Origin of the sequence: Neobacillus sp. DY30 (assembly GCF_030123065.1) — a bacterium.
GTDB lineage: Bacteria > Bacillota > Bacilli > Bacillales > Cytobacillaceae > Neobacillus.
In genome coordinates this window covers 5,527,344-5,554,302 of record NZ_CP126093.1, presented here as the reverse complement: position 1 = coordinate 5,554,302, position 26,959 = coordinate 5,527,344, and the positions used below count along the sequence as shown (strand labels likewise).

General features: G+C 42.5%; 16 protein-coding genes, 19 tRNA genes and 3 rRNA genes. 28 read left to right on the top strand and 10 right to left on the bottom strand.

The window, feature by feature from the left end; all coding sequences use genetic code 11:
- The first annotated feature begins 25 nt into the window (after positions 1-25).
- The 22 genes from QNH29_RS27455 (at position 26) to QNH29_RS27350 (ending at position 6,977) form a co-directional block, all read left to right on the top strand.
- Positions 26-1,575: ribosomal RNA gene (locus QNH29_RS27455) — 16S ribosomal RNA — on the top strand.
- Between the two features lie 224 nt (positions 1,576-1,799).
- Positions 1,800-4,736 (top strand): 23S ribosomal RNA (locus QNH29_RS27450).
- Positions 4,737-4,808: 72 nt separating this feature from the next.
- Positions 4,809-4,924, top strand: a 5S ribosomal RNA gene (gene rrf, locus QNH29_RS27445).
- Together the 16S, 23S and 5S rRNA genes with 19 tRNA genes alongside form the textbook arrangement of a ribosomal RNA operon.
- 37 nt (positions 4,925-4,961) lie before the next feature.
- Positions 4,962-5,036 (top strand) — tRNA-Glu (locus QNH29_RS27440).
- Positions 5,037-5,062: 26 nt separating this feature from the next.
- Positions 5,063-5,135 (top strand) — tRNA-Val (locus QNH29_RS27435).
- A gap of 70 nt (positions 5,136-5,205) precedes the next feature.
- Positions 5,206-5,281, top strand: a tRNA-Thr gene (locus tag QNH29_RS27430).
- Positions 5,282-5,329: 48 nt separating this feature from the next.
- Positions 5,330-5,405 (top strand) — tRNA-Lys (locus tag QNH29_RS27425).
- Between the two features lie 56 nt (positions 5,406-5,461).
- Positions 5,462-5,546: transfer RNA gene (locus tag QNH29_RS27420), tRNA-Leu, on the top strand.
- Positions 5,547-5,591: 45 nt separating this feature from the next.
- A tRNA-Gly gene (locus QNH29_RS27415) sits at positions 5,592-5,666 on the top strand.
- A gap of 5 nt (positions 5,667-5,671) precedes the next feature.
- Positions 5,672-5,760: transfer RNA gene (locus QNH29_RS27410), tRNA-Leu, on the top strand.
- A 31-nt stretch (positions 5,761-5,791) separates the two neighbouring features.
- Positions 5,792-5,868 (top strand) — tRNA-Arg (locus tag QNH29_RS27405).
- A gap of 7 nt (positions 5,869-5,875) precedes the next feature.
- Positions 5,876-5,952 (top strand) — tRNA-Pro (locus QNH29_RS27400).
- Between the two features lie 23 nt (positions 5,953-5,975).
- A tRNA-Ala gene (locus tag QNH29_RS27395) sits at positions 5,976-6,048 on the top strand.
- A gap of 7 nt (positions 6,049-6,055) precedes the next feature.
- Positions 6,056-6,148 (top strand) — tRNA-Ser (locus tag QNH29_RS27390).
- Positions 6,149-6,189: 41 nt separating this feature from the next.
- Positions 6,190-6,266 (top strand) — tRNA-Asp (locus QNH29_RS27385).
- A gap of 18 nt (positions 6,267-6,284) precedes the next feature.
- Positions 6,285-6,357: transfer RNA gene (locus QNH29_RS27380), tRNA-Phe, on the top strand.
- 17 nt (positions 6,358-6,374) lie between these two features.
- Positions 6,375-6,459: transfer RNA gene (locus QNH29_RS27375), tRNA-Tyr, on the top strand.
- Positions 6,460-6,491: 32 nt separating this feature from the next.
- Positions 6,492-6,567, top strand: a tRNA-His gene (locus QNH29_RS27370).
- A gap of 11 nt (positions 6,568-6,578) precedes the next feature.
- Positions 6,579-6,652, top strand: a tRNA-Cys gene (locus QNH29_RS27365).
- A gap of 11 nt (positions 6,653-6,663) precedes the next feature.
- Positions 6,664-6,737, top strand: a tRNA-Gly gene (locus tag QNH29_RS27360).
- Positions 6,738-6,742: 5 nt separating this feature from the next.
- Positions 6,743-6,819: transfer RNA gene (locus QNH29_RS27355), tRNA-Ile, on the top strand.
- A gap of 83 nt (positions 6,820-6,902) precedes the next feature.
- Positions 6,903-6,977: transfer RNA gene (locus tag QNH29_RS27350), tRNA-Asn, on the top strand.
- A gap of 92 nt (positions 6,978-7,069) precedes the next feature.
- On the opposite strand, the gene QNH29_RS27345 is transcribed toward QNH29_RS27350, so the two are convergent.
- From QNH29_RS27345 to ahpC, 4 genes are all read right to left on the bottom strand, one after another.
- Positions 7,070-8,596 carry a glycine betaine uptake BCCT transporter gene (locus tag QNH29_RS27345; RefSeq protein WP_283862400.1) on the bottom strand — a complete coding sequence of 509 codons (1,527 nt, stop codon included), beginning with the start codon at positions 8,594-8,596 and terminating at the stop codon, positions 7,070-7,072.
- A 50-nt stretch (positions 8,597-8,646) separates the two neighbouring features.
- Positions 8,647-9,312, bottom strand: a complete 666-nt coding sequence (locus tag QNH29_RS27340; protein WP_283862399.1) for a hypothetical protein — start codon at positions 9,310-9,312, stop codon at positions 8,647-8,649.
- Between the two features lie 220 nt (positions 9,313-9,532).
- Positions 9,533-11,062: an alkyl hydroperoxide reductase subunit F gene (ahpF, locus tag QNH29_RS27335; protein ID WP_283862398.1), complete on the bottom strand. Its 1,530-nt coding sequence runs from the start codon at positions 11,060-11,062 to the stop codon at positions 9,533-9,535.
- Between the two features lie 14 nt (positions 11,063-11,076).
- Positions 11,077-11,640, bottom strand: coding sequence for an alkyl hydroperoxide reductase subunit C (gene ahpC, locus QNH29_RS27330; protein WP_283862397.1), 564 nt, complete (start codon positions 11,638-11,640; stop codon positions 11,077-11,079).
- A 329-nt stretch (positions 11,641-11,969) separates the two neighbouring features.
- On the opposite strand from ahpC, the gene QNH29_RS27325 reads away from it, so the two are divergent.
- From QNH29_RS27325 to QNH29_RS27315, 3 genes are all read left to right on the top strand, one after another.
- Positions 11,970-13,091 (top strand): sugar diacid recognition domain-containing protein, encoded by a 1,122-nt coding sequence (locus tag QNH29_RS27325; protein ID WP_283862396.1) that lies wholly within the window; start codon positions 11,970-11,972, stop codon positions 13,089-13,091.
- Positions 13,092-13,211: 120 nt separating this feature from the next.
- Positions 13,212-14,486, top strand: coding sequence for a GntP family permease (locus QNH29_RS27320; protein WP_283862395.1), 1,275 nt, complete (start codon positions 13,212-13,214; stop codon positions 14,484-14,486).
- A 27-nt stretch (positions 14,487-14,513) separates the two neighbouring features.
- Complete coding sequence (locus QNH29_RS27315) at positions 14,514-15,644, top strand: glycerate kinase (RefSeq protein WP_283862394.1); 1,131 nt, start codon at positions 14,514-14,516, stop codon at positions 15,642-15,644.
- Between the two features lie 231 nt (positions 15,645-15,875).
- Here QNH29_RS27315 and QNH29_RS27310 read toward each other — a convergent pair whose 3' ends face one another.
- The 5 genes from QNH29_RS27310 to QNH29_RS27290 form a co-directional block, all read right to left on the bottom strand.
- Positions 15,876-16,148: a DUF2535 family protein gene (locus tag QNH29_RS27310; protein WP_283862393.1), complete on the bottom strand. Its 273-nt coding sequence runs from the start codon at positions 16,146-16,148 to the stop codon at positions 15,876-15,878.
- Positions 16,149-16,253: 105 nt separating this feature from the next.
- A complete protein-coding gene (nspC, locus tag QNH29_RS27305) occupies positions 16,254-17,381 on the bottom strand; it encodes a carboxynorspermidine decarboxylase (RefSeq protein WP_283862392.1) in 1,128 nt (375 codons plus the stop codon).
- A 1-nt stretch (position 17,382) separates the two neighbouring features.
- Positions 17,383-18,621 carry a saccharopine dehydrogenase family protein gene (locus tag QNH29_RS27300; protein ID WP_283862391.1) on the bottom strand — a complete coding sequence of 413 codons (1,239 nt, stop codon included), beginning with the start codon at positions 18,619-18,621 and terminating at the stop codon, positions 17,383-17,385.
- A 620-nt stretch (positions 18,622-19,241) separates the two neighbouring features.
- A complete protein-coding gene (locus tag QNH29_RS27295; RefSeq protein WP_283862390.1) occupies positions 19,242-20,066 on the bottom strand; it encodes a LysM peptidoglycan-binding domain-containing protein in 825 nt (274 codons plus the stop codon).
- 163 nt (positions 20,067-20,229) lie between these two features.
- A complete protein-coding gene (locus QNH29_RS27290) occupies positions 20,230-22,269 on the bottom strand; it encodes a sigma-54 interaction domain-containing protein (protein WP_283865763.1) in 2,040 nt (679 codons plus the stop codon).
- A gap of 29 nt (positions 22,270-22,298) precedes the next feature.
- On the opposite strand from QNH29_RS27290, the gene QNH29_RS27285 reads away from it, so the two are divergent.
- From QNH29_RS27285 to iadA, 3 genes are read left to right on the top strand one after another with little or no spacing between them, the layout of a single operon-like run.
- Positions 22,299-22,547 (top strand): hypothetical protein, encoded by a 249-nt coding sequence (locus QNH29_RS27285; RefSeq protein WP_283862389.1) that lies wholly within the window; start codon positions 22,299-22,301, stop codon positions 22,545-22,547.
- A 29-nt stretch (positions 22,548-22,576) separates the two neighbouring features.
- On the top strand, positions 22,577-23,998 hold the full coding sequence (locus QNH29_RS27280; RefSeq protein WP_283865762.1) for a YfcC family protein: 1,422 nt from the start codon (positions 22,577-22,579) through the stop codon (positions 23,996-23,998).
- Positions 23,999-24,032: 34 nt separating this feature from the next.
- Positions 24,033-25,205: a beta-aspartyl-peptidase gene (iadA, locus tag QNH29_RS27275; RefSeq protein WP_283862388.1), complete on the top strand. Its 1,173-nt coding sequence runs from the start codon at positions 24,033-24,035 to the stop codon at positions 25,203-25,205.
- 190 nt (positions 25,206-25,395) lie between these two features.
- On the opposite strand, the gene QNH29_RS27270 is transcribed toward iadA, so the two are convergent.
- Positions 25,396-26,793, bottom strand: coding sequence for a M48 family metallopeptidase (locus QNH29_RS27270; RefSeq protein ID WP_283862387.1), 1,398 nt, complete (start codon positions 26,791-26,793; stop codon positions 25,396-25,398).
- Positions 26,794-26,959: the final 166 nt, after the last annotated feature.

Here is a 26,959-nt window from a genome sequence, read left to right as displayed (position 1 = left end):
CGTAACATTTTTGAGCTAATCAACTTTCTTGGAGAGTTTGATCCTGGCTCAGGACGAACGCTGGCGGCGTGCCTAATACATGCAAGTCGAGCGAATCTTGAGGTGCTTGCACCTCTTGGTTAGCGGCGGACGGGTGAGTAACACGTGGGCAACCTGCCTGTAAGACTGGGATAACTTCGGGAAACCGGAGCTAATACCGGATAATCCTTTTCCTCTCATGAGGAAAAGCTGAAAGTCGGTTTACGCTGACACTTACAGATGGGCCCGCGGCGCATTAGCTAGTTGGTGAGGTAACGGCTCACCAAGGCGACGATGCGTAGCCGACCTGAGAGGGTGATCGGCCACACTGGGACTGAGACACGGCCCAGACTCCTACGGGAGGCAGCAGTAGGGAATCTTCCGCAATGGACGAAAGTCTGACGGAGCAACGCCGCGTGAGCGATGAAGGCCTTCGGGTCGTAAAGCTCTGTTGTTAGGGAAGAACAAGTACCGGAGTAACTGCCGGTACCTTGACGGTACCTAACCAGAAAGCCACGGCTAACTACGTGCCAGCAGCCGCGGTAATACGTAGGTGGCAAGCGTTGTCCGGAATTATTGGGCGTAAAGCGCGCGCAGGCGGTCCTTTAAGTCTGATGTGAAAGCCCACGGCTCAACCGTGGAGGGTCATTGGAAACTGGGGGACTTGAGTACAGAAGAGGAAAGCGGAATTCCACGTGTAGCGGTGAAATGCGTAGAGATGTGGAGGAACACCAGTGGCGAAGGCGGCTTTCTGGTCTGTAACTGACGCTGAGGCGCGAAAGCGTGGGGAGCAAACAGGATTAGATACCCTGGTAGTCCACGCCGTAAACGATGAGTGCTAAGTGTTAGAGGGTTTCCGCCCTTTAGTGCTGCAGCTAACGCATTAAGCACTCCGCCTGGGGAGTACGGCCGCAAGGCTGAAACTCAAAGGAATTGACGGGGGCCCGCACAAGCGGTGGAGCATGTGGTTTAATTCGAAGCAACGCGAAGAACCTTACCAGGTCTTGACATCCTCTGACACTCCTAGAGATAGGACTTTCCCCTTCGGGGGACAGAGTGACAGGTGGTGCATGGTTGTCGTCAGCTCGTGTCGTGAGATGTTGGGTTAAGTCCCGCAACGAGCGCAACCCTTGATCTTAGTTGCCAGCATTCAGTTGGGCACTCTAAGGTGACTGCCGGTGACAAACCGGAGGAAGGTGGGGATGACGTCAAATCATCATGCCCCTTATGACCTGGGCTACACACGTGCTACAATGGATGGTACAAAGGGCTGCAAGACCGCGAGGTTTAGCCAATCCCATAAAACCATTCTCAGTTCGGATTGCAGGCTGCAACTCGCCTGCATGAAGCCGGAATCGCTAGTAATCGCGGATCAGCATGCCGCGGTGAATACGTTCCCGGGCCTTGTACACACCGCCCGTCACACCACGAGAGTTTGTAACACCCGAAGTCGGTGGGGTAACCGCAAGGAGCCAGCCGCCTAAGGTGGGACAGATGATTGGGGTGAAGTCGTAACAAGGTAGCCGTATCGGAAGGTGCGGCTGGATCACCTCCTTTCTAAGGATAATGCAGTCCTTGTGGACTGATAAGAAGTTGACTGTTACTTGTTTGTTTAGTTTTGAGAGTGCAATTCTCTCAAAACATTGCTGGTTAATCACGATGTGATTAAAGTCAGTAGACTCGTTCCTTGAAAACTAGATAATCGTAAGAAGAAGTCAAAGTAAAACCGAGAATCGCCATTTTAGTTTTTCTCTCTTATTTATTAAGAGTATAACCATTTAGGTTAAGTTAGAAAGGGCGCACGGTGGATGCCTTGGCACTAGGAGCCGATGAAGGACGGGACTAACACCGATATGCTTCGGGGAGCTGTAAGTAAGCTTTGATCCGGAGATTTCCGAATGGGGGAACCCACTGTTCGTAATGGAACAGTATCTTTACCTGAATACATAGGGTATTGAAGGCAGACCCGGGGAACTGAAACATCTAAGTACCCGGAGGAAGAGAAAGCAAACGCGATTCCCTGAGTAGCGGCGAGCGAAACGGGACATAGCCCAAACCAAGAGGCTTGCCTCTTGGGGTTGTAGGACACTCAACATGGAGTTACAAAGGAACGGGGTAGATGAAGCGATCTGGAAAGGTCCGTCATAGAAGGTAAAAACCCTGTAGTTGAAACTTCGTTCCCTCCTGAGTGGATCCTGAGTACGGCCGGACACGTGAAATCCGGTCGGAAGCTGGGAGGACCATCTCCCAAGGCTAAATACTCCCTAGTGACCGATAGTGAACCAGTACCGTGAGGGAAAGGTGAAAAGCACCCCGGAAGGGGAGTGAAAGAGATCCTGAAACCGTGTGCCTACAAGTAGTCAGAGCCCGTTCATGGGTGATGGCGTGCCTTTTGTAGAATGAACCGGCGAGTTACGATCCCATGCAAGGTTAAGTTGAAGAGACGGAGCCGCAGCGAAAGCGAGTCTGAATAGGGCGAATGAGTATGTGGTCGTAGACCCGAAACCAGGTGATCTACCCATGTCCAGGGTGAAGTCCAGGTAACACTGGATGGAGGCCCGAACCCACGCACGTTGAAAAGTGCGGGGATGAGGTGTGGGTAGCGGAGAAATTCCAATCGAACTTGGAGATAGCTGGTTCTCTCCGAAATAGCTTTAGGGCTAGCCTCACGTTGTAAGAGTCTTGGAGGTAGAGCACTGTTTGGACTAGGGGCCCTCATCGGGTTACCGAATTCAGACAAACTCCGAATGCCAAAGACTTATCCGTGGGAGTCAGACTGCGAGTGATAAGATCCGTAGTCAAAAGGGAAACAGCCCAGACCACCAGCTAAGGTCCCAAAGTTTACGTTAAGTGGAAAAGGATGTGGAGTTGCTTAGACAACCAGGATGTTGGCTTAGAAGCAGCCACCATTTAAAGAGTGCGTAATAGCTCACTGGTCGAGTGACTCTGCGCCGAAAATGTACCGGGGCTAAACGTAACACCGAAGCTGTGGATTGACACCGTTGGTGTCAGTGGTAGGAGAGCGTTCTAAGGGCGTTGAAGCTAGACCGTAAGGACTGGTGGAGCGCTTAGAAGTGAGAATGCCGGTATGAGTAGCGAAAGATGGGTGAGAATCCCATCCACCGTATGCCTAAGGTTTCCTGAGGAAGGCTCGTCCTCTCAGGGTTAGTCGGGACCTAAGCCGAGGCCGAAAGGCGTAGGCGATGGACAACAGGTTGATATTCCTGTACCACCTCTTTATCGTTTGAGTGATGGGGGGACGCAGGAGGATAGGGTAAGCGCACTGCTGGATATGTGCGTGTAAGCAGTTAGGCTGGTGAATAGGAAAATCCGTTCACCTTAAGGCTGAGCTGTGATGCCGAGGGAAATATAGTACCGAAGTTCCTGATTCCACACTGCCAAGAAAAGCCTCTAGCGAGATAAAAGGTGCCCGTACCGCAAACCGACACAGGTAGGCGAGGAGAGAATCCTAAGGTGAGCGAGAGAACTCTCGTTAAGGAACTCGGCAAAATGACCCCGTAACTTCGGGAGAAGGGGTGCTTTTTGAGGTGAATAGCCTCGAAGAGCCGCAGTGAATAGGCCCAGGCGACTGTTTAGCAAAAACACAGGTCTCTGCGAAGCCGCAAGGCGAAGTATAGGGGCTGACGCCTGCCCGGTGCTGGAAGGTTAAGAGGAGGGGTTAGCTGCTAAGCGAAGCTCTGAATCGAAGCCCCAGTAAACGGCGGCCGTAACTATAACGGTCCTAAGGTAGCGAAATTCCTTGTCGGGTAAGTTCCGACCCGCACGAAAGGCGTAACGATCTGGGCACTGTCTCAACGAGAGACTCGGTGAAATTATAGTACCTGTGAAGATGCAGGTTACCCGCGACAGGACGGAAAGACCCCGTGGAGCTTTACTGTAGCCTGATATTGAATTTTGGTACAGCTTGTACAGGATAGGTAGGAGCCTGAGAAACCGGAGCGCCAGCTTCGGTGGAGGCGTCGGTGGGATACTACCCTGGCTGTATTGAAATTCTAACCCGCACCCCTCATCGGGGTGGGAGACAGTGTCAGGTGGGCAGTTTGACTGGGGCGGTCGCCTCCTAAAGAGTAACGGAGGCGCCCAAAGGTTCCCTCAGAATGGTTGGAAATCATTCGCAGAGTGTAAAGGCACAAGGGAGCTTGACTGCGAGACCTACAAGTCGAGCAGGGACGAAAGTCGGGCTTAGTGATCCGGTGGTTCCGCATGGAAGGGCCATCGCTCAACGGATAAAAGCTACCCCGGGGATAACAGGCTTATCTCCCCCAAGAGTCCACATCGACGGGGAGGTTTGGCACCTCGATGTCGGCTCATCGCATCCTGGGGCTGTAGTCGGTCCCAAGGGTTGGGCTGTTCGCCCATTAAAGCGGTACGCGAGCTGGGTTCAGAACGTCGTGAGACAGTTCGGTCCCTATCCGTCGTGGGCGCAGGAAATTTGAGAGGAGCTGTCCTTAGTACGAGAGGACCGGGATGGACGCACCGCTGGTGTACCAGTTGTCTTGCCAAAGGCATCGCTGGGTAGCTATGTGCGGACGGGATAAGTGCTGAAAGCATCTAAGCATGAAGCCCCCCTCAAGATGAGATTTCCCATAGCGTCAAGCTAGTAAGAACCCTGAAAGATGATCAGGTTGATAGGTCAGAGGTGGAAGCGCGGTAACGTGTGGAGCTGACTGATACTAATCGTTCGAGGACTTAACCAATTTAAGGTGAACTCGTTTTTACAAACTTCTTCTGAATTATCTAGTTTTGAGGGAATGAAACCTCAAAAAATGTCTGGCAATAATGGCGAGAAGGTCACACCCGTTCCCATACCGAACACGGAAGTTAAGCTTCTCAGCGCCGATGGTAGTTGGGACTTTGTCCCTGTGAGAGTAGGACGTTGCCAGGCATTGCCCCTTTGGGGCTTTTATTTTGCGTTTATGAATGGCCCCTTGGTCAAGCGGTTAAGACACCGCCCTTTCACGGCGGTAACACGGGTTCGAATCCCGTAGGGGTCACCAAATTTTTTTCATTACGCTCAAATTATGGAGGATTAGCTCAGCTGGGAGAGCATCTGCCTTACAAGCAGAGGGTCGGCGGTTCGATCCCGTCATCCTCCATCAAAGTTTTTTCACTATCGCGAAAATAACTTTCCATATTTCACTTAATGAAAATAATATTTCACAACTAGCCGGTTTAGCTCAATTGGTAGAGCAACTGACTTGTAATCAGTAGGTTGGGGGTTCAAGTCCTCTAGCCGGCACCATGCTTCTTACTTCATAGAACTAGATTCTCTTATAAGAACTAATTTTTCGAGCCATTAGCTCAGTTGGTAGAGCATCTGACTTTTAATCAGAGGGTCGAAGGTTCGAGTCCTTCATGGCTCACCAAAGTTTTCTCTCATTAGCGAAAAACTTTCCTGTGTAGTAAAATAATTTTTGCATATGCGGGTGTGGCGGAATTGGCAGACGCACCAGACTTAGGATCTGGCGCCGCAAGGCGTGGGGGTTCGACTCCCTTCACCCGCACCAAGTTATTTTCAAGGTTTTCAACGAGATAAAATAAACTTCTAGATTGCGGAAGTAGTTCAGTGGTAGAACACCACCTTGCCAAGGTGGGGGTCGCGGGTTCGAATCCCGTCTTCCGCTCCAATATTGCCGGGGTGGCGGAACTGGCAGACGCACAGGACTTAAAATCCTGCGGTAGGTGACTACCGTACCGGTTCGATTCCGGTCCTCGGCACCATTTTTGTAAGCTAACCAGTTATTATCATATTGCGCCCGTAGCTCAATTGGATAGAGCGTCTGACTACGGATCAGAAGGTTATGGGTTCGACTCCTTTCGGGCGCGCCATTTTTTACGGGAAGTAGCTCAGCTTGGTAGAGCACTTGGTTTGGGACCAAGGGGTCGCAGGTTCGAATCCTGTCTTCCCGACCAGTCAACCATTACATTAATAAAATGGGGCCTTAGCTCAGCTGGGAGAGCGCCTGCTTTGCACGCAGGAGGTCAGCGGTTCGATCCCGCTAGGCTCCACTTATTCGGAGGAATACCCAAGTCCGGCTGAAGGGATCGGTCTTGAAAACCGACAGGCGGGTTAAACCGCGCGGGGGTTCGAATCCCTCTTCCTCCGCCATTTATGCAAGTTGTCTTTCAAGAAGTACCTTTAACATCATTGGTCCGGTAGTTCAGTTGGTTAGAATGCCTGCCTGTCACGCAGGAGGTCGCGGGTTCGAGTCCCGTCCGGACCGCCATTTTTTATATTATTGTATGGCTCAGTAGCTCAGTCGGTAGAGCAAAGGACTGAAAATCCTTGTGTCGGCGGTTCGATTCCGTCCTGAGCCATCGTTTTTTTTTTTTATGGAGGGGTAGCGAAGTGGCTAAACGCGGCGGACTGTAAATCCGCTCCCTCGGGGTTCGGCGGTTCGAATCCGTCCCCCTCCACCATTTTCTTTGTCAAGGTTAAAATAACTATTATGGCGATTGTGGCGAAGTGGTTAACGCACCTGATTGTGGTTCAGGCATTCGTGGGTTCGATTCCCATCAGTCGCCCCATTAAAAGTTTAGGCAGCATAGCCAAGTGGTAAGGCAGAGGTCTGCAAAACCTTTATCCCCGGTTCGAATCCGGGTGTTGCCTCCAATTTTTTATATGCGGGTGTAGTTTAGTGGTAAAACCTCAGCCTTCCAAGCTGATGTTGTGAGTTCGATTCTCATCACCCGCTCCAATTTAGGGCCTATAGCTCAGCTGGTTAGAGCGCACGCCTGATAAGCGTGAGGTCGATGGTTCGAGTCCATTTAGGCCCACCAGGATTTTTTATGAATAATAATTGATTTTTTGTAAAGTATAATCAGTAGAGTTTTTGCAACAGCAAAATTAACATTTTCATTGTTCCGCAGTAGCTCAGTGGTAGAGCTATCGGCTGTTAACCGATCGGTCGTAGGTTCGAGTCCTACCTGCGGAGCCATCTTTCAAGTGAAGGAAACAAATCCTTTTAAAATAATCAATATACATAATGAAACCACCTTTAAGAAAATAAAAGGTGGTTTTTCTTATTTTTTAGGAATGGTGCACGCTTCTTTTATTGCCCCTTTGTACCTCGACTTCGCTTTTTAACCCTTTCACTAGCGAGAAACACATCACGACCAGAATAATCGCAAAAGGCAGGGCAGCTGCAATGGAGGCCGTTTGCAGTACGTTCAACCCGCCAGCCAAAAGCAATACTGCAGCCAAAGCAGATTGTATGACACCCCATGTCATTTTAATTTTATTGGAGGGATTTAATGTTCCTCCTTCACTTAACATCCCCAATACAAAGGTGGCTGTATCGGCGACTGTTATATAATAAATTGCTACTACCGCAAACCCCAAAATACTTAACACTGAACTTAATGGAAGATAATCAAAGAATGTGAAGATTGACAATGAAACGTCTTTGGTGATCTTTTTTGCCAGGTCATGGTTGTCTGAGTTGAGCACCAATTCAAGTGCTGAGCCGCCAAATATGGACATCCAGAGACATGTTCCGAGGGTGGGTACAACCAGTACGCCGATTACAAATTCCCTTACTGTTCTTCCTTTTGAAACCCTGGCAATAAACATACCGACAAATGGTGCCCAGGCAATCCACCAGGCCCAATAAAAAAGCGTCCAGGAGGCAATCCATTCTCCTTCACCAAAGGGTTTTAACCTTAAGCTCATATGTATAAAGTCACTAACATAAAGACCCGTCGTATTAAAAAAAACTTTAATAACAGTCAGAGTTGGACCGACGATTAGAATCAGCAGCATAATTGCTAAAGATAGGATCATCGCAGCATTGGATAAATACTGAATCCCTCTTTCTAAACCTGTATTGATGGAAATAATAAAAATAACTGTCGCAACGACAATCACAATCATTTGAACAAATAACTGATTGGGAACACCGAATAGGACATGCATTCCGGCCGTCACCTGCATGGCACCAAGACCTAAAGAGGTTGCGATACCAAAGACTGTTGCAAAGATAGACAGGATATCAATTGTTTTTCCAATTGGCCCGTAAATTTTATCCCCTAATATCGGATGGAATGCCGAACTTATAGCTGCCGGCAGCCTTTTGTTGTATTGAAAAAACGCAAGAGCTAGACCAATTACCGTGTAAATTGCCCATGGGTCCAGGCCCCAATGGAAAAATGTATACTTCATAGCCGTATTGGCTGCGTCAACGGTATATCCTTCTCCATAAGGAGGGGAGGTGTAGTGAGTTACAGGTTCGGCGACACTCCAATAGACAATTCCAATTCCCATCCCGGCACCGAATAGCATGGCAAGCCAAGATGCGGTGTTAAAATCAGGTCGGTCTGTTTTTTTACCAAGCCGAATATCCCCATATTTAGAGAACAATAAATAGATTGAAAAAATCACAAAGAAGAGGGTAGCGCCAAGATACACCCACCCAAGGTAATCAATCGAACCATTATAGAAAATATCGGTCACTTTGGAGAGATTATCGGTAAAAAATACTCCCCAAATAATAAAAATGAGCGTAAGTAATAATGAAATAATAAAAACACTGTTTCCCATATTCTTATTGCTGTCCATAGAAACCTCCTAGTAAAAACTCGGTGTTATGTAACGTTTTTGAAAGTACATCACTTATCAAGGAGGTTATATAGAAATTCCCACTTTTCACTGTTTAGCAACTCTTCCTGAGTGGTCTCTAATCCTCCTCCAAGGTAAACGGTTTGGTCCTTAATTGCGATCACCATTGCCTCAAAAAAAGAATCAGCGTCTTTCTTTTTATAGATGTCTCCTAAGGATGGCAGTAGTTCGCTGGATGCAGGACCTAGGGCTCCGATGTCACTTATGCTCTCGTCTTCATCATTTGCCTTGTCTTTATAATCGATAGGATTACCGCCGGCAGCGCGGCCCGGTACCATTAATAAATACTCATTATGTTTAACCCCGTGGGAATTACTTGTGATAACTCCTTTTTTATCCGCCGTTTCGACCAATTCAATTTCATTTAATGTATAGGTATCAAGGGAATCGGGCATTGGATTGTTTATTAAAATATAGTCTCCTGCTTCAGCATTTCGTTCTTTTTTGAGCGTATAGGCTTTATGATTAAAAATAAAACTGTCATTTTCCTTAGGCCTGTATTTTTCCACGCTTGCAGCATTGGTAATATGCTGAGTTAAATCCCTTAGCTTAATTAAATGCACGGACAATTTATACATAGGTTTTACACCGTATACTTTGTGTAACTCATTGTTATAATAAACAAATTGTCCTTTTCTTACTTGATACAGTTTCACGGATCAATCTCCCTTCAACGACTCTATATGGTCAGCTACATGATCACTCGAAGAAAATTTATCTCTATTATTAGGTTGTCTTAGAATTGAAAATACTATTCTGTTAGAAGGCGAGGGGAAGGGAAGGTGGAAATAGAGATACAGCCTGTTAAAGCTGGAAAAAGAAAAAAAGCCGCTATACTATCAGTCAAGATAGTACAACGACTTTTTTATAGAGAGATTAATTTCGAATCAAGTAATCAAATGCACCTAATGCAGCAGTTGCACCGGATCCCATAGAAATAATGATTTGCTTATAAGCACTATCTGTACAGTCACCAGCTGCATATACTCCTGGAATGCTAGTAGCACCATGCTTGTCCACAATAATCTCACCGAAGCGAGTGCGTTCAAGGGTACCCTCTAACCAGTCTGTGTTTGGCACAAGACCGATTTGAACGAAAATACCTTCTAATTCAATGTGCTTAACTTCTTCTGTTTCACGATCCATATAGGAGATACCATTTACTTTGTCAGTACCGTGAATTTCTTTTGTTTGAGCATTTAGAATAACAGTTACATTCGGCAGGCTGTATAGACGTTTTTGAAGCACTGAATCGGCCTTTAGCTCTGCTGCGAACTCAAGTACTGTTACATGCTTTACGATACCTGCAAGGTCAATAGCAGCCTCAATACCGGAATTACCACCGCCAATAACGGCAACGCGTTTTCCTGCAAACAATGGACCATCACAGTGTGGGCAGTAAGCTACACCTTTGTTTTTGAACTCTGCTTCACCAGGGACACCAACATTACGCCAGCGGGCACCTGTTGAAACGATAACAGCTTTACTCTTAAGAACCGCACCGTTTTCGAGTTCAATTTCAACAAGCTCATTCTTTTCTAAACGTTTGGCACGCTGTAAGTTTAGAACATCGACGCCATAGTCTTTAACATGTTCTTCAAGGCTTGCAGCTAGCTTAGGACCTTCTGTGTATTTCGTACCGATAAAGTTCTCAATACCCATCGTGTCCATAACTTGGCCGCCAAAGCGTTCCGCCACAATACCAGTGCGAATACCTTTACGTGCTGCATAGATCGCCGCACTCGCACCAGCTGGGCCACCGCCGACCACAAGCACATCGTATGGCTCTTTATTAGAAAGCTCAGCTGCATCTGGACCAGTGCCCATTTTCGCGAGGATTTCCTCAATGGTCATACGACCGCTTCCAAACGATTCTCCATTTAGGAAAACAGTTGGAACTGCCAAGATGTTCTTGCTTTCCACTTCAGCTTTGAAAGCTGCACCGTCAATCATGGTATGGGTAATACCAGGGTTGAGAATGCTCATTAAGTTTAGGGCCTGTACAACATCAGGACAGTTGTGGCAAGTCAGGCTGATATAAGATTCAAAGTGATATTCACCTTTGATGGCTTTAATTTGATCGATTACTTTTTGTTCTACTTTTGGTGCTCTTCCGCTAACCTGCAAGAGAGCCAATACTAAGGAAGTAAATTCATGTCCTAGAGGAATACCAGCAAACGTTACTCCAGTGTCTTCGCCGATACGATTTACACTAAAGCTTGGAGTTCTCTCTAGTTCTGTTTTTTCAACCTTAATGTTAGAAGACATGGTTGCCAATTCATCGATTAACTGCAACATGTCGCGAGATACGTCATCGGTTCCTGCGCTGACTTTAAGAAGGATATCGCCTTCCATCAGTTGAAGATACTGGGATAACTGAGCTTTTATATCTGCATCTAGTAACATTTTTTATCTACTCCTTAAATTTTTCCTACAAGGTCAAGGCTTGGCTTAAGTGTTTCAGAACCTTCTTGCCATTTAGCTGGGCAAACTTCGCCTGGATTGTTGCGTACATATTGAGCAGCTTTAATCTTGTTAACGATTGTGCTTGCATCACGGCCGATTCCGCCTGCATTAATTTCCATAGCTTGTACCACGCCGTCTGGATCGATGATGAAAGTACCGCGTTGTGCAAGACCTTCTTCTTCGTCAAGTACGTCAAATGCGCGAGTAAGTTTTTGAGATGGGTCACCAATCATAATGTATTCAATTTTGCTGATTGCTGGTGAATGATCGTGCCATGCTTTGTGAGTGAAGTGAGTATCAGTTGATACAGAGTAAACTTCTACACCTAGATCTTTTAATGTTGCATATTCATTTTGTAAGTCTTCTAATTCAGTAGGGCATACGAATGTGAAATCTGCTGGGTAGAAGCAAACTACACTCCATTTACCTTTAAAGTTTTCTTCTGAAACTGTGATGAAATCTCCGTTTTGATACGCGTTTGCTGTGAATGCTTGTACTTCTTTACCGATTAATGACATAGTGATTTCCTCCTAAAATTAATTTGAGAATTGTTTACATCAAATACTAATAACTAAATTAGAATAATTCTAATACAATGTTTATTATTATATAAAAGCACCATAATGTCAACCAATATGTTTTATTTTTTCCATGCTTTGTTTCAGGGTTATTTTATATCAAATAATCACTCCGAATTTCATCATGCAAATTCTCAAATAAGACCGTTTTTCTCATTAATTAGGTAATTAGATGCTAAAATGGAAGTTGAATTAGTATTACTTCTACTAATAATGATATATTTATACCAGCCTTTTTGTGGCATGGATAGTTTGAAAGAGGGGTCTATATGAGATTTTTAGATCAATCCTTGGCTCAGGAAATTGTGAATCGAACAATGAGTATTATAAACCGAAATATTAATGTCATGAATGAGAAAGGGGTTATCATTGGTTCAGGAGATCAAAAAAGGATAAATTCTATTCATGAAGGAGCCATTAGGGTAATAGAGAGCCAAACTGGTTTTGAAATAAGTGAAACTGAGGCGCAACAACTTTACGGGGTTAAGGCGGGAATTAATTTGCCGATTAACTTTCATGATAAAGTAGTAGGGGTCATCGGGATTACAGGTATTCCCGAGGAGATTCGAAACTACGGACAATTGGTTAAAATGGCAGCAGAAATGATTCTTCAGCAAGCTGTGCTCATCGATGAAATGCAGTGGGATGAAAGACTAAAGGAAGAATTAACCAGCCAGTTACTGCACGGAACGGATAAATTAAATTCATTATATTTTGAAAGGATGAAACGACTCGGGATTAACTTAGCTATTCCACGAGTTGCTATTATTCTAACGGTTGAAAACCAATCCAACGGGTATAAATGGATTCGCGATAAACTGGAAAAAGACGACTTATATGTCATGCATCCGGACCATATCGTTCTATTAAAAAAAGTGGGTATGACGGAACAGGAATGGGATTATTCCCAAACTGTAAACCAAATGGAAAAATGGGCTGTTGGATTAGAAAAATTTCAACGGGTACATTGCAAAATTGCCATTGGAAGCTGGCATCCAGCTTTAGAGGGGCTCTCCGAGTCTTATCGAGAGGCAGTCTATACGTTGAATGTAGGGGAGAAACTTGATCCTCATAAAACCATTTATTTTTTTGATGAATATAAATTGCCCATTTTTCTTGCGCGAGCTAACCAACTTGGGATTGGGGGAGAGATTGGTCCATATTTTCAACAATTAAAACAACAAGATAAAAAAGGGGAATTGTTGGAAACTTTAATGGTATATGTTGAGGAAAATGGAGATGTCAATAAAGTGGCGGGAAGGCTCTTTATTCACCGAAATACCCTTAGATACCGCTTAGAACGGATATCAGAATTGACAAACAAAGACCCTCGTAATATTAAGGATTTACTTGAGCTCTATCTGTCTATTTTACAATCCCAACTTAGATGATTTTGTGCATATGCACAAAAAGGCTTAGTTTTCTTAAGCCTTTTTTTGATGGACGGAACAATGTAATTAGGAGAGGAAACGCTTACAATGAATGTACAATAATCAAGGAGGGACTCACAAATGGATCCACAGATTCAAGTAAGCGCTTTAGGTGCAGTGATTGCACTAGTTATTGCCATTGTACTAATTTTAAAGAAAGTATCTCCTGCCTATGGAATGATTGCCGGTGCGTTAGTCGGTGGTCTTGTTGGAGGAGTCGATATAACCAATACAGTAACATTAATGATGGAAGGTGCTAAAGGTATTATTCCTGCCGTATTACGAATTTTGGCTGCAGGTGTTTTAGCTGGAGTTCTGATTGAATCAGGTGCCGCAGCCGTCATTGCTGAAACGATTGTAAAAAAGTTAGGAGAAACAAGAGCATTGCTTGCTTTAGCGATTGCTACGATGATTTTAACAACAGTTGGTGTTTTCATCGACGTTGCCGTTATTACGGTTTCACCAATTGCCCTAGCGATAGCGAAGAGAGCTGGAATTTCAAAAACAGCTATTTTACTAGCGATGGTTGGTGGAGGTAAAGCAGGTAACATTATGTCACCAAACCCAAATGCCATTGCTGCTTCAGACGCTTTTAATGTTCCATTAACATCCATTATGGCTGCAGGAATTATTCCAGCCGTTTTCGGAATTGTCGTAACGTATATAATTGCTAAAAAACTTGTGAAAAAAGGCTCAACTGTTCAAATGCAAGAAATTCAAACACATAATGGCGGACAGCTTCCTTCATTCGCAGCAGCCCTTATTGCTCCTATTATAACGATTATCTTATTGGCCTTAAGACCGTTGTTCGATATTAGTATCGACCCGATGATTGCCTTACCTGTTGGAGGTATTGTGGGAGCCATTGTAATGGGCAGAGGAAGAAAAGTAAACGACTATGCTATTTCAGGCTTAGGAAAAATGTCTGGTGTGGCGATTATGCTTCTTGGGACAGGTACTCTAGCTGGAATTATTGCTAATTCTGGATTGAAAGATGTTTTAATCGAAGGATTAAATGCAATTGGACTTCCGGGTTATGTTCTTGCTCCGGTTTCTGGTATTTTCATGTCTGCTGCCACTGCTTCTACGACTGCCGGTACAGCTGTAGCCAGCCAAGTATTCAGTTCAACCATTTTAGGTATGGGTGTTTCTGCTATTGCTGGTGCTGCTATGATTCATGCGGGTGCAACTGTTCTAGATCACTTACCGCATGGAAGCTTCTTCCATGCAACAGGTGGAAGTGTCAATATGGAAATTAAAGAACGTCTAAAAGTGCTACCTTACGAAACACTCGTAGGTTTAACGTTAGCAATCATTTCTACTTTAATTTATGGTGTATTTCATATATTTGGTTAACATCAAATAGATAGGAGAGGAAAAAAGATGAAGATTGTCATTGCGCCAGATTCCTTTAAAGAAAGTTTATCAGCTCTAGAAGTCTCGGAGTCAATTGAAAAAGGCTTTAAAAGGATCATTCCTGATGCTGAATGTATAAAAGTACCAATGGCCGATGGCGGTGAAGGTACGGTACAGTCCCTAGTAGACGCAACCGGTGGTGAAATCATTTCAAAAACCGTAACAGGACCACTAGGCGAACAAGTAGATGCATTCTTTGGAATTCTTGGAAATAAAACGACAGCTGTAATTGAGATGGCCGCTGCTTCTGGTTTACACCTTGTACCAGCAGAGAAACGAAATCCTCTTTTAACCACTACGAGAGGGACAGGTGAACTAATTGCTGCCGCTCTTGATTACGGTGTAAACCATATCATTATTGGAATAGGCGGCAGTGCAACCAATGATGGTGGTGCAGGAATGGCGAAAGCGCTTGGTGCACTTCTACTGGATGAGAATGGAATAGAAATAGAGGAAGGTGGCGGCGCTCTTTGTCACCTAGCTTCTATCAATCTTTCAGAATTTGATCCGCGGTTAGCAACTATTAAAATTGAGGTTGCATGTGATGTTGATAATCCGCTGATGGGGGATAAAGGAGCGTCTGCCATCTTTGGACCGCAAAAAGGGGCTACTCCTGAAATGGTAACATTACTGGATCAAAATCTTGGTCACTATGCTGCCATTATTGAGCGAGATCTTGGTAAAAAGATAAATGAAGTACCTGGTTCCGGTGCTGCAGGTGGTCTTGGAGGAGGATTATTGGCCTTTTTACCCTCGGAAATGAAGCGAGGAGTCGAAATTGTCATTGAAGCTACTGGTCTTTCTAGAATCATAGAGGATGCAGATTTAGTCATAACGGGAGAAGGTAAGATTGACGGACAAACAATCTTCGGCAAAACTCCAATCGGTGTTGCTAAGACGGCTAAAAAATATGGAGTCCCTGTAGTAGGAATTGCCGGAAACGTATCAAAGGATAGTGAAGTTGTACATGAACATGGCATTGACGCCATATTCAGTATTGTCCCCGGTGTCATTTTATTAGAAGATGCGTTTCAACATGCAAAAGAATACGTAGAGAGAACCGCTGCTAATATTGCTGCTGTTTGGAAAATGAAATAATAGGATAAGTATGAATCGCAACTAATTTAAAAACAACAAACGTTCAGTAGGTCTATAAAAAAGACCCATTCAAAAGTATTTCATTCCTTTGAGTGGGTCTTTTTTACTTTTGATTTTCTATTTACATTCAATCCAATCAAAAAAGCCAACTCTCCATAATGGAGAATCAACTTTTAAGTTACTTCGTCATTCATCATCTATTCTGATGGCGAGGCAGATTTCTTTTAATGGTTAAGCGTTGTTTTTAAAATCTTGTATACTATATAGATCTATAAAGGCAGTCCAACTCATTTTTCGTTTCAAATGTTCACGGAAAGAATGGCTGCTTTTTTCTTGAGGGTTATGATAGAGAAGCGAAATAAAGCTTTGTAATCGTACCTCTACCATAAAAAAGTGTCGATGGTTTTTTGTTAATACAGGGATATCCATGACTTTAATCTTCTGTCCAAAAGTATTTTTGAACTCTAGGCTTTTACATACCAAAATATCATCTTCTTTTTCCAATTTCTTTCTATTATACCTGATTAACGGGCTAAAGCGTTAAAATATTGTTACTATTTAATGGCAAAAAACCAGATTCTAAAAACAGAATCTGGTTTTACTAATGATTTAAGCGAGTCTCATTTTAAAGTCTTGATAGCCAAATTCACGTACGATACGACAGTCTCCGTCTTTATCCTGAACCGCAATTGCTGGTAAAGGCATACCGTTAAAGGTCGTGTTTTTTACCATTGTATAAATGGCCATATCACCGAAAACTAAACGATCGCCGCTCTTTAATGGCTGGTCAAATGAATAATCACCGATGACATCACCTGTAAGACAGGTTTGTCCGCCTAGACGGTAGGTAAATGGCTTTTCGCCTGCTTCTCCTGAGCCGAACAGAGGAGGGCGGTACGGCATTTCCAATACGTCAGGCATATGACAAGTTGCGGAAGTATCAAGAATCGCGATATCAATTCCGTTTTTATGAAGATCAAGGACAGAAGTAATTAAATAGCCTGCATTAAGCGCTATTGCTTCACCTGGCTCAAGATAGACTTCTAATCCATATTTCTCCTGCATTCTTTTGATGCAGTTTTCTAGACGAGGAATATCGTAATCTTCTCTTGTAATGTGGTGGCCGCCGCCAAAGTTAATCCACTCCATTTGTGGAAGCCACTCGCCAAATCTTGCTTCGACTGCATTTAAAGTAGTCTCTAAATCGTCAGAGTTCTGCTGACAAAGAGTATGGAAGTGCAAACCAGAAACACCATCCAGCAAATCAGGGCGGAAATCTTCTTGTTTTACACCAAATCTAGATCCAGTTGAACATGGATCATAAATTTCATGTCCTACTTGTGTCGAGCATTCAGGATTGATACGCAGGCCTACTTTTCTGCCGGCTGCTAGAGCTTTATCTTTAAACTTTTCCAACTGTGAGAAGGAATTAAAAATAATATGATCACAAATGGATATAATCTCGTCAATTTCATCGTCACGATAGGCAGGGGCAAAGACATGATTTTCTTTGCCCATTTCCTCGTAACCTAGACGTGCCTCGAATAATCCGCTTGCTGTTGTACCGCTTAAATACTTTCCAATGAGGGGATACATTGTTGTCATAGAAAAAGCTTTTTGTGCTAAAACGATTTTAGCTCCTGTACGTTCCATGACGCCGTTCAGGATTTTGAGGTTCTTCTCTAGAAGACCCTCATCTACTACATAACAAGGTGTTGGTAATTCTTCAAACCGCATCTTATCGAACTAGCTCCAAATCTTTTTCTTTCACTGGCTCATCAACTAAAACAGGATTGAAGTCCTCTACCCATGGAAGTCCCCATTTGTTTAACTCTTCCATGAATGGATCTGGATCAAATTCTTCGATATTAAATACGCCTGGTTTATTCCACTTTCCAGTCATCACCATTGCTGCACCGATCATCGCTGGTACACCAGTTGTATAAGAGATGGCTTGAGAACCTACTTCACGGTAGCACTCTTGGTGGTCACAAACGTTGTATACATAATACGTTACAGGTTTTCCATCTTTTTTACCTTGGAAGATACAGCCGATGTTTGTTTTCCCTACTGTACGTGGTCCAAGAGAAGCTGGATCCGGTAATACTGCCTTTAAGAACTGAAGTGGAATGATTTGCTTTCCTTCGAATTCAATTGGTTCGATTGAAGTCATTCCAACATTTTCAAGGGCTTTAAGGTGATTAATATAGCTTTGGCCAAATGTCATGAAGAAACGAATACGCTTAAGTCCTGGCATGTTTTTCGCAAGAGATTCAAGCTCTTCATGGTACAGCAAGTACATGTCTTTTTGACCAACTTCAGCGAAGTCATAAACGCGCTTGATTTCCATTGGCTCAGTTTCAACCCACTCGCCATTTTCCCAGTATCTACCGTTAGCAGATACTTCACGGATATTGATTTCAGGGTTGAAGTTTGTTGCAAACGGGTAGCCATGATCGCCGCCGTTACAGTCAAGAATATCGATATATTCGATTTCATCAAAATAATGTTTAAGTGCATATGCAGAGAATACGCCTGTTACACCTGGGTCAAAACCGCTGCCTAAAAGAGCTGTGATGCCAGCTTTTTCAAAGCGCTCTTTGTAATCCCATTGCCATTTGTATTCGAATTTTGCTGTATCTTCTGGCTCGTAGTTAGCAGTATCCATATAGTGTGTCTTTGTTGCAAGACAAGCATCCATAATAGTTAAGTCTTGATAAGGTAATGCTAAGTTCATCACGATGTCTGGTTTTACTTCATTGATTAAAGCAATTAGCTCATCTACATTATCTGCATCGACTTGTGCAGTCGTGATTTTTGTTTTCGTCGTACCATCTAATTTTGCTTTTAAGTCATCGCATTTTGATTTTGTACGGCTTGCAATACAAATCTCTTCAAATACGTCACTGTTTTGAACACATTTATGAACTGCTACTGATGCAACGCCGCCGGCGCCAATGATAAGTGCTTTTCCCATTCTCGTATCTCCCAACTAAATAGATTTTTTTCCAAACAAAAAAACAAGTGCAAAAAACGCGTATGAGGCGCACAACACTTGTTTCGATAATCTAATCAATATTAATAAGCACAGTAATCCGTAACACACACGGATACCCTCGCATAAAAGTCATAGGACATTATGAAAGAAAGCTCCTTAATATTCAAGATATATCTATAGGATCAGAGTCTATATAGCAAATAATTACTTTTACTACTCTTATTGACCGTTTCACAAGTTGTGTGCATCGCGCACTGGTTGTAAAGTAACCAACTTATAAAATTTGAGCTTTTAACTCAATCAATAAGGCAACTAAAGTTGCCAATCGGCATTTGACCCGGCTGTCCGTATGGCCTTAACTTTCAGAAGAAAGTGGTCAAAAATTATCTGCTTGGAAAGACTCAAGATATATTGAATAACAGCTTTCCAATAACAATGCTATTTCATATTAGCAGAATATAAATTTCGTAGCAATAGATAATTTAATTTTTTTTGCATGATACTTATTCCTTTTTTTGCTAGTTTTATATTGTTGATAACTCGGCGATATTAAAAACACTGCAACCCCTTTATTGATAAGGTTTTGCAGTGTTTTTATATTAATTTAAGATGGTTACCTTTAATTGTTTTCTTCCAAAATTAATTGCTTCTTGCTTTGATGGTATGAAGATATCAATTTTATTTCCTTTAATGGCCCCGCCTGTATCTCCGGCGATTGCTTCACCATAGCCTTCAACATAAACTTTACTGCCAAGAGGAATAACAGATGGGTCAACTGAGATGACTTTCTGGTTTGGGTTATCTATAAGGTTAATTCCAGTCGCAGTAATACCAGAGCATCCTTCACAAGTTGCTGTATAGGCTGTCGCTTCTACTGTAATTTCCTTTCCACTAGGTGCTGCGGCTTCTACTGCCGGTGCACTTTCGGCTGGTGCGGGCGTTTCCTCTGCTGCAGGTGTGCTTTCAATTGGTGCTGTTGCTGTTGTTTCTACAGCTGGTGCAGGGTCTGCTTGCGGTTGTGCTGCAGGCTGTTTTGGTTGTTCTGTTAGTATAATATTAGTAGTTTTTAAACCTTCAAAGATTAAGAGGTTTAGTCCAGGGTGAATGAGATCGGTATGTAATTGATTCCATTCTTTAATTTGCGAAACGGTTACCTGGTATTCAGCGGCTATGTCCCATAATGTATCACCTTTTACAACGGTATGTTGTTTTTCCGGTGCTACCGTTAGTACATCGCCCGGATGTATAAGATCTGTGGTAAGTTTATTTAATTTTTGAAGATTTTCTAAAGACATATTGTTCGCGCGGGATAGAGCCCAAAGCGTATCTCCCTTTTGTACAGTGATACTCTCAGCATGTACATTAGCACTTACAGTTACTGAGAGTACAGCAACTGCTAAAATTGAAACAAATTTCTTAAGCATTCTTTTACCCTCCATGTTCTTTGGTTGCTAATTTTTAATCATCGTAACATAGAATTCTCTGAGAAAAAGAACAGGGAGGTGTTAGTTCGGTTACATGTGTGGCATTTATATTGCGATAATATTTCTGAAATATACTAGTAATTAGAATATAATATTTTTTTATTTATTTTTGTGATAATCGCGATACTAGATAATCAACACCTGCTAAGGTTATTTTTGTTCCTGCTCGACCTCTTCCTTTTTTGACTAGTCCTTGCTGTTCTAAATAATCAAGGCGCTTTCGTACCTGTTGGGAGGTGAGGGAAAGGCTGGACTCCTTACTAACCTCGGCAATCCAATCCCGGCTTGCAGCTTTACCGCTATCATTACATTGTTTAACTTTTTTTAGAATATACAGGTATTCCCGGGCTTCAAGATCACTTTCGGAAACAAATGACTGCTGGTGAATATTTGCAACCGGCTGTTCAGCTTGGAGGAAGTTGTCAGGAAGGTCATTTTCTGTAATCGTGCTGTTTTCGCAAACCGTCAGCATGTAATCCATTACACTTTTCAATTCACGGATATTCCCTAACCATTCGTATTGTACTAAGCGATCAAGGACCAGAGGGTCAATCTTTACCCATTTTCCACTTTTCTTCTTAAAATAATCTACTAATAGTGGGATATCACTTTTTCGTTCTCTTAAAGGGGAAATCGTAAAATTTAGTACGTTTAGGCGGTAGAATAAATCTGGCCGAAAGCTCCCATCCCGCATTTTATCACGAATATCTTTATTGGTAGCAGCAATAATTCGGACGTTAATAGGAATGATTTTATTTCCGCCTATTCTGCGAATCTCTTGTTCTTGAAGTACTCTTAATAAATGTGCTTGGAGTGAAAGGCTGATATCACCTATTTCATCTAGAAAGATCGTTCCATTATCAGCTAGTTCGAATAACCCTTTTTTTCCGCCTCTTTGCGCTCCTGTAAAAGTCCCTTCTTCATAACCAAATAACTCACTTTCCAGAAGGTTCTCTGTTAAAGCACTGCAGTTAATGGCAAGAAAAGGTCCATTCTTTCTCATTGAGTTACGGTGCATTGCATTTGCAAATAATTCCTTGCCAGTGCCTGTCTCCCCATGGATTAAAATGGGATGCTCTGATAAGGCGAGCTTTTTGGCAATCTGCTTACAATACTTAATGGAAGGGTGTTCACCAATAATATCTGTTAAATCATATTTCGCATAAAACCCTCTTTTTCTGAGTTGTCTTTGCGCTGTTTTTTCTATTTCAAAAGCTTGGTTTACACTCTTAAAAGTAGTAACAATCGTATTCTCCCTGCTCATAACAAAACGATAAAGAACGACCTCAATCCCATTAATGTTAAAAAATTTACTCGTATCTTCTCCTTTTAAGATAAAGTCAACAATATCCTCTCCAAGGATAGCGGTTAATGGCATATTACTAATCTCTTGAACAGACAGCTGAAATAGTGCCTTCAGCCGATGGTTGAATACCGTAATTTCTTGATGTTGATTTATCGCAAGGATTCCGTCATCAACAGAATTTACAACATCTTGGAGGTGCTCGTTAATTTGCTTCGTTTTATGTTCCGCAAGCAGCAGTTTCCTTTGCAGTTCGACTATATTACGAATATAGCGCTCGGAAATCCTAATGGTAATACCTTCATTCAGCTCGCAGTAATCAACAATTTTGAGGATGGTAGTCATATCAAACAGGCGAACATGAATATCAATGATATTTTTTATAAAAGGTGGACAGAGCTGAGTTTCTCCGGGCGAGACAGCAAAGTCAATATGCTCATAGAATAATTGACCTTTCCGAAAAGGAACAAACTGAATATGATTGATACCAAGTTGGTAAAGTGATTCAATAAAATCTACCGTTTCATCAAAGTCATCATTAACTAATAAGACATTTGAATTCTCTGGGATATCAAACAACGTATCAATTTGTTCGTGATTAATGGTCCGCTTTCCAACTATGGTGTGCGTGCTGCGGATGGTAGCTTGTTCGTTGGCTTCCCGATAAATGACTTTGGATGAGTAGACAACAATGGCTTCATCTAGTAGTAGAGGCAGTCCTTCATCAACTGCATAACTATGTATCTCTACATAATCGCCTAGTAATTGATCAAGCTGGTCATGCAAAACAATTCTCGTTTTATTACTTCCTGCAACTAATGTAATCGAAGGCCTAGACATCATTACACCTCTTCATGATAATTGGTTAAATGTTAGCACTTAATAAAACCTTAAACAACCAAAAACACCCAAAAACAAACAACCTTCCTATGAAGATGGTGATTTTGAAAGTTGGCACAGAAATTGCAAATAATAAGAGTAAGAGACCACAAGGGGGTAAAATGCACAAAAGGTGGTCTGAAATTAATTTTTGCAAAATTCATTCAGATGGTCAAATGAATTTAAAGGAGGTATGGGGATTAACAATTTTTGTAAGCGTTTTATATGAGTTTATTTGAATAAAGGGTCAGGAAAAGGGGAGAGTATGATGAGCCAAAATGTAAAAAAGGTTGTTACGATTCAACCGGAGGGTAAGAAACAAAAGAAAATTAATGTTTTTGCTTTATTACTTGGAATTTTATTAGTTGCTACTCTATTAACTTATATTATACCCGCAGGTGAGTATGCCAGAGTCGACGTTGATGGACGGACAGTTGTTGATGCTGACTCCTTTAAATGGATTGACTCCACTCCAGTAGGGCCGTTTGAAATGATTAAATCTATTCACACGGGGATGGTTGAAGCTTCTAATATTATCTTTTTTGTTCTAATCATCGGTGGATTTTTTGGTGTCTTAAGTGCAACGGGGACTGTCGATGTTCTCATTACAACAATGGCTACCAAGCTTGCTGCCCGGGAAAAACTATTAATTCCAGTTATGATGCTTTTCTTTGCTGCTGGTGGATCGTTAATGGGAATGGCCGAAGAAGGGCTTGCTTATATTCCTTTGTTAATTCCGTTAGCTTTAGCCCTAGGCTTTGATACGTTAACTGGTACGGCAATTGTTTTACTAGGGGCATCTGCCGGTTTTACAACGGCCGTCATGAATCCATTTACTGTTGGGATTGCTCAAGGTATAGCAGAGCTTCCGATGTTCTCAGGGATGGGCTTCCGTTTAATTTTGTTTGTGATTGTCTACTTTGTTTCTGTCATCTTTGTATATCGCTATGCAATGAAGGTGAAAAAGAACCCTTCCCTTGGTTTTTATGGTAATTATTCAAGAGAAAGTGCTTCTAGCTTATTGGATTCTTCTGCGAAGTTGACTTCAAAACATAAATTCATTTTAGCTGCTTTTTTACTTAATTATGTTGTGCTTGCTTTCGGGGTAATAAAATATCAGTGGTATATTACTGAAATTGCAGCTTTGTTCGTAGCTTTGACGGTTGTAATTGGTCTGATTGGACGGCTTTCGGTAGAAAAAATGGTAAGTTCTTTTACGAGCGGTTCGGCTGCATTGATCGGCGGAGCACTGGTAATCGGTTTATCGCGGGCAACATTAGTTGTATTAAATGATGGCCATGTGGTCGATTCTATGCTCTATTGGATTTCTGGTGCAATTAAGGACGTGCCGCCATATTTAAGCGTTATCGGAATGTATAATTTCCAGGCTTTTATTCATTTTATTTTGGCTTCAGGCAGCGGGCATGCGATGTTAACGATGCCAATTATGACTCCGTTAGCAGATTTATTAGATATCACCCGGCAAACAGCTGTCCTATCCTTTTCCTTTGCGGATGGGATTGGTAATATCATCTTCCCGACGGCTGGAACACTTATGGCGGGCCTTGCCATTGCAGGAATCCCATGGACGAAGTGGGTTAAATGGGTCTTACCGTTAGTACTGATTCAATATGTTATTGGTCTAGCTGCTGTAGTCATCGCTTATCTTATTGGATATGGACCATTTTAATCATGTAACAAAATAGAGTAAGGAGAGAAAACGATTGTTAACGTTAATCAAGAATGGTGAAATATATTCACCGCATTATTTAGGTGTAAAAGATATTCTCATAACAGGTGATAAAATCGCTTATATTCATGACAACATTGAAATCCCGGAACATTTTGCACCAATTGAGGTAATCGATGCCTCTGGTCAATTGGTGGTGCCAGGGTTTATTGATTCACATGTGCATATTATCGGCGGAGGCGGAGAAGGCGGTTTTAGGACGCGAACTCCTGAAATTGTGTTATCCGATATTACGACTTCGGGTATCACGACTCTAGTCGGGGTTTTGGGGACGGATGGGACCACCCGGAGAATGGAGAGTCTATTGGCTAAAGCTAGGGCTTTAGAGGAAGAAGGAGTAACCTGCTACATTCATACAGGCTCTTACCAGGTCCCAGTCAAAACGCTAACGGGCCGGGTTGAAGATGATATCATTTTAATCGACAAAATCATTGGTGTCGGGGAAATTGCTATTTCCGACCATCGTTCATCCCAGCCAACGTTTGAAGAACTTGTAAAAATCGCAACCGCTGCCCGAAATGGCGGAATTCTTTCAGGAAAAGCGGGTGTGTTAGAGATACATGTTGGGGATGGGGACGAGAAGCTGTTCCTGCTTGAGGAAATCATCGAAAAAACAGAAATACCATCCCGGCATTTTCATCCTACACATATAAATCGGAATGGAGATCTTTTTAAAGCAGGTATTGAATTTGCTAAAAAGGGTGGTTATGTTGATTTTACAACCAGTACAATCCCGGAATTTTTAGAAGAAGGAGAAGTCGAGTGTTCCAAGGGCTTGAAGATCATGTTAGAAAATGAAGTGCCGATAACCAGCATCACCTTTTCTTCCGATGGTCAGGCAAGCCTGCCTTCCTTTGATAAGAACGGAGAATATAAAGGACTTCAGGTTGGAAAGGTTTCTTCACTCTTTAAAGAAGTTCGCAATGCCATACTGGAAGAAGGAATTCCGATTGAGCAAGCGTTGCAGGTAATTACCTCAAATCCGGCCCAAATACTAAAGCTGGAGCATAAGGGGACAATTCAAAAGAGAAAAGACGCCGATTTAGTCCTCCTCGATAAAGGAACATTGGAAATCCAAACGGTTATAGCGATGGGACAGATTATGGTGCAAGACGGAATACCTATTGTAAAAGGAACATTTGAATAAGAAAAATAAATGCGCATCAAAAAACAAAGTGAAATTCAAGCAGAAAGATATCTATCAAAAAGGATACCGTTTACTAGCCGCGGTATCCTTTTTTGACTAGTTATTTAATATTTCATTGATTTTTTCCACTTTATCTAAAACGGACATTGCATGCATGAATTCCTCCTGTCAATTGACCGAGTATTCAAGTTTATTTCATGTATTTACCCAATAATTCTGCAATTTCCCGTTCATCTGACTGGATGGCATTCATCTGCGGAGTCATGTTTTGCGAGTCCTTTATAGTAGGGTCGGCTCCTAAATCAAGCAACAACTGAACCGTCTCTATATCTGAACTGTACACGGCATGCGTTAATGCAGTCATACCGCTTGTGTCCTGGTAATTGGGGTCACCGCCAGCATCAATCAGCATTTTTACCATCATTTGATCACCTATTTCTGCCGCCCACATGAGGGAGGTCATCCCATAGGTTGTCTCATAATTCGGATCTGCACCTGACTTCAACAATAACGCAGCCATTTTTTCATTCCCAGCTTTTACTGCCCAGTCCAGCGGTGTATAGCCATTAATATCTTCTTGCTGAACATCTTCACCTTGATTAATCAACTGTGAAACCTTCTCTGTATCGCCACTCGCTACGGCTGCATTTAAAGGCGTAATTTCTTCACCGATCGCTCCTTCTTCAAATTCTTCTATTGGATCGAGCATGCTTTCTAACTGAGTAAAGGCATAATAGATTCCGCCTGTTATAATCCCAAATGACAGGAGCGGTACTAGGACAAGAATCCATCCACGTACTGATTTATCCTTCTTTATATAAATCTGTTCCGTTTCACCAAACAATTTGCTAATCTCGTTGATTCGTTTCGGCAGGGGAGGATGTGTCGAGAAAACTTCACTCAGCCAGACAACAAAACCTTTTTCCTCATTTACTTGTTGCAGGTATTCTTCCCTATTTACATGATTATAAAGAGTTTTTCCGATTGCTAGTATGGTGAGACAGTTTTTTGAGGCTTCACTGTTTCCCGTATAGTAGGCAGCATAGCGGTCACATGTGTATTCACACGCACGCAAATACAGCTCAGCCACTCCAGGAATCCACATTGCCGGTAAAATTAGACTTAGTTTTGTGGGATGATTCCGTTTTATGTGTGCCAGTTCATGTGCGAGGACAAAATAAAGTTCATCATCGACATTGGTCTTGATTAATTCAAAGAATTCGGCATACACTACCACCATATTCCGGCGGAAAAACCGAGTAGCGAAGGCGTTAAGCATGCCGTCTGACTGCATAACATAAATATCAGGTACTTTCATAATTTCCATTTTGGTGCACAGCTCTTCGGCCTTTTGATAGACCTTTGGGAACTGAGCTGGACTTAATTTCACTGCATTTGTACGAATCCGGCCAATCATGAACGCATAAAAGAATAAAGATAAAACAATGATTGCGAGTAAAATTAAAATCCCAACCATTGAAATGGCAAGAACAATATAAGATAGAATACTAATGATTAATACAAACCAAAAATATTTCGTTTCATTTTTATGTACTAAGTCTTTTGGTGTCAGGACATGTTCATTCATGTACAAAATCTCCTTACATAGATACTATGACTATTATTTTCAACTCTCATTCAACCTATCACCCTAGAGCAGCAGCTTCAATATCATTGTACTTCTTTTTCGAAACATAAAGTAGAAGATTCGAAGTTTTTTCATACTTAAGCAGGAATACTGATGATTTCTCATT

Coding starts and splice junctions, on each gene's coding strand:
- QNH29_RS27345 (WP_283862400.1), bottom strand. CDS start 8,596: ATGGACAGCAATAAGAATATGGGAAACAGTGTTTTTATTATTTCATTA.
- ahpF (WP_283862398.1), bottom strand. CDS start 11,062: ATGTTACTAGATGCAGATATAAAAGCTCAGTTATCCCAGTATCTTCAA.
- ahpC (WP_283862397.1), bottom strand. CDS start 11,640: ATGTCATTAATCGGTAAAGAAGTACAAGCATTCACAGCAAACGCGTAT.
- QNH29_RS27325 (WP_283862396.1), top strand. CDS start 11,970: ATGAGATTTTTAGATCAATCCTTGGCTCAGGAAATTGTGAATCGAACA.
- QNH29_RS27320 (WP_283862395.1), top strand. CDS start 13,212: ATGGATCCACAGATTCAAGTAAGCGCTTTAGGTGCAGTGATTGCACTA.
- QNH29_RS27315 (WP_283862394.1), top strand. CDS start 14,514: ATGAAGATTGTCATTGCGCCAGATTCCTTTAAAGAAAGTTTATCAGCT.
- nspC (WP_283862392.1), bottom strand. CDS start 17,381: ATGCGGTTTGAAGAATTACCAACACCTTGTTATGTAGTAGATGAGGGT.
- QNH29_RS27300 (WP_283862391.1), bottom strand. CDS start 18,621: ATGGGAAAAGCACTTATCATTGGCGCCGGCGGCGTTGCATCAGTAGCA.
- QNH29_RS27295 (WP_283862390.1), bottom strand. CDS start 20,066: ATGCTTAAGAAATTTGTTTCAATTTTAGCAGTTGCTGTACTCTCAGTA.
- QNH29_RS27290 (WP_283865763.1), bottom strand. CDS start 22,269: ATGTCTAGGCCTTCGATTACATTAGTTGCAGGAAGTAATAAAACGAGA.
- QNH29_RS27285 (WP_283862389.1), top strand. CDS start 22,299: ATGTTAGCACTTAATAAAACCTTAAACAACCAAAAACACCCAAAAACA.
- QNH29_RS27280 (WP_283865762.1), top strand. CDS start 22,577: ATGAGCCAAAATGTAAAAAAGGTTGTTACGATTCAACCGGAGGGTAAG.
- QNH29_RS27270 (WP_283862387.1), bottom strand. CDS start 26,793: ATGAATGAACATGTCCTGACACCAAAAGACTTAGTACATAAAAATGAA.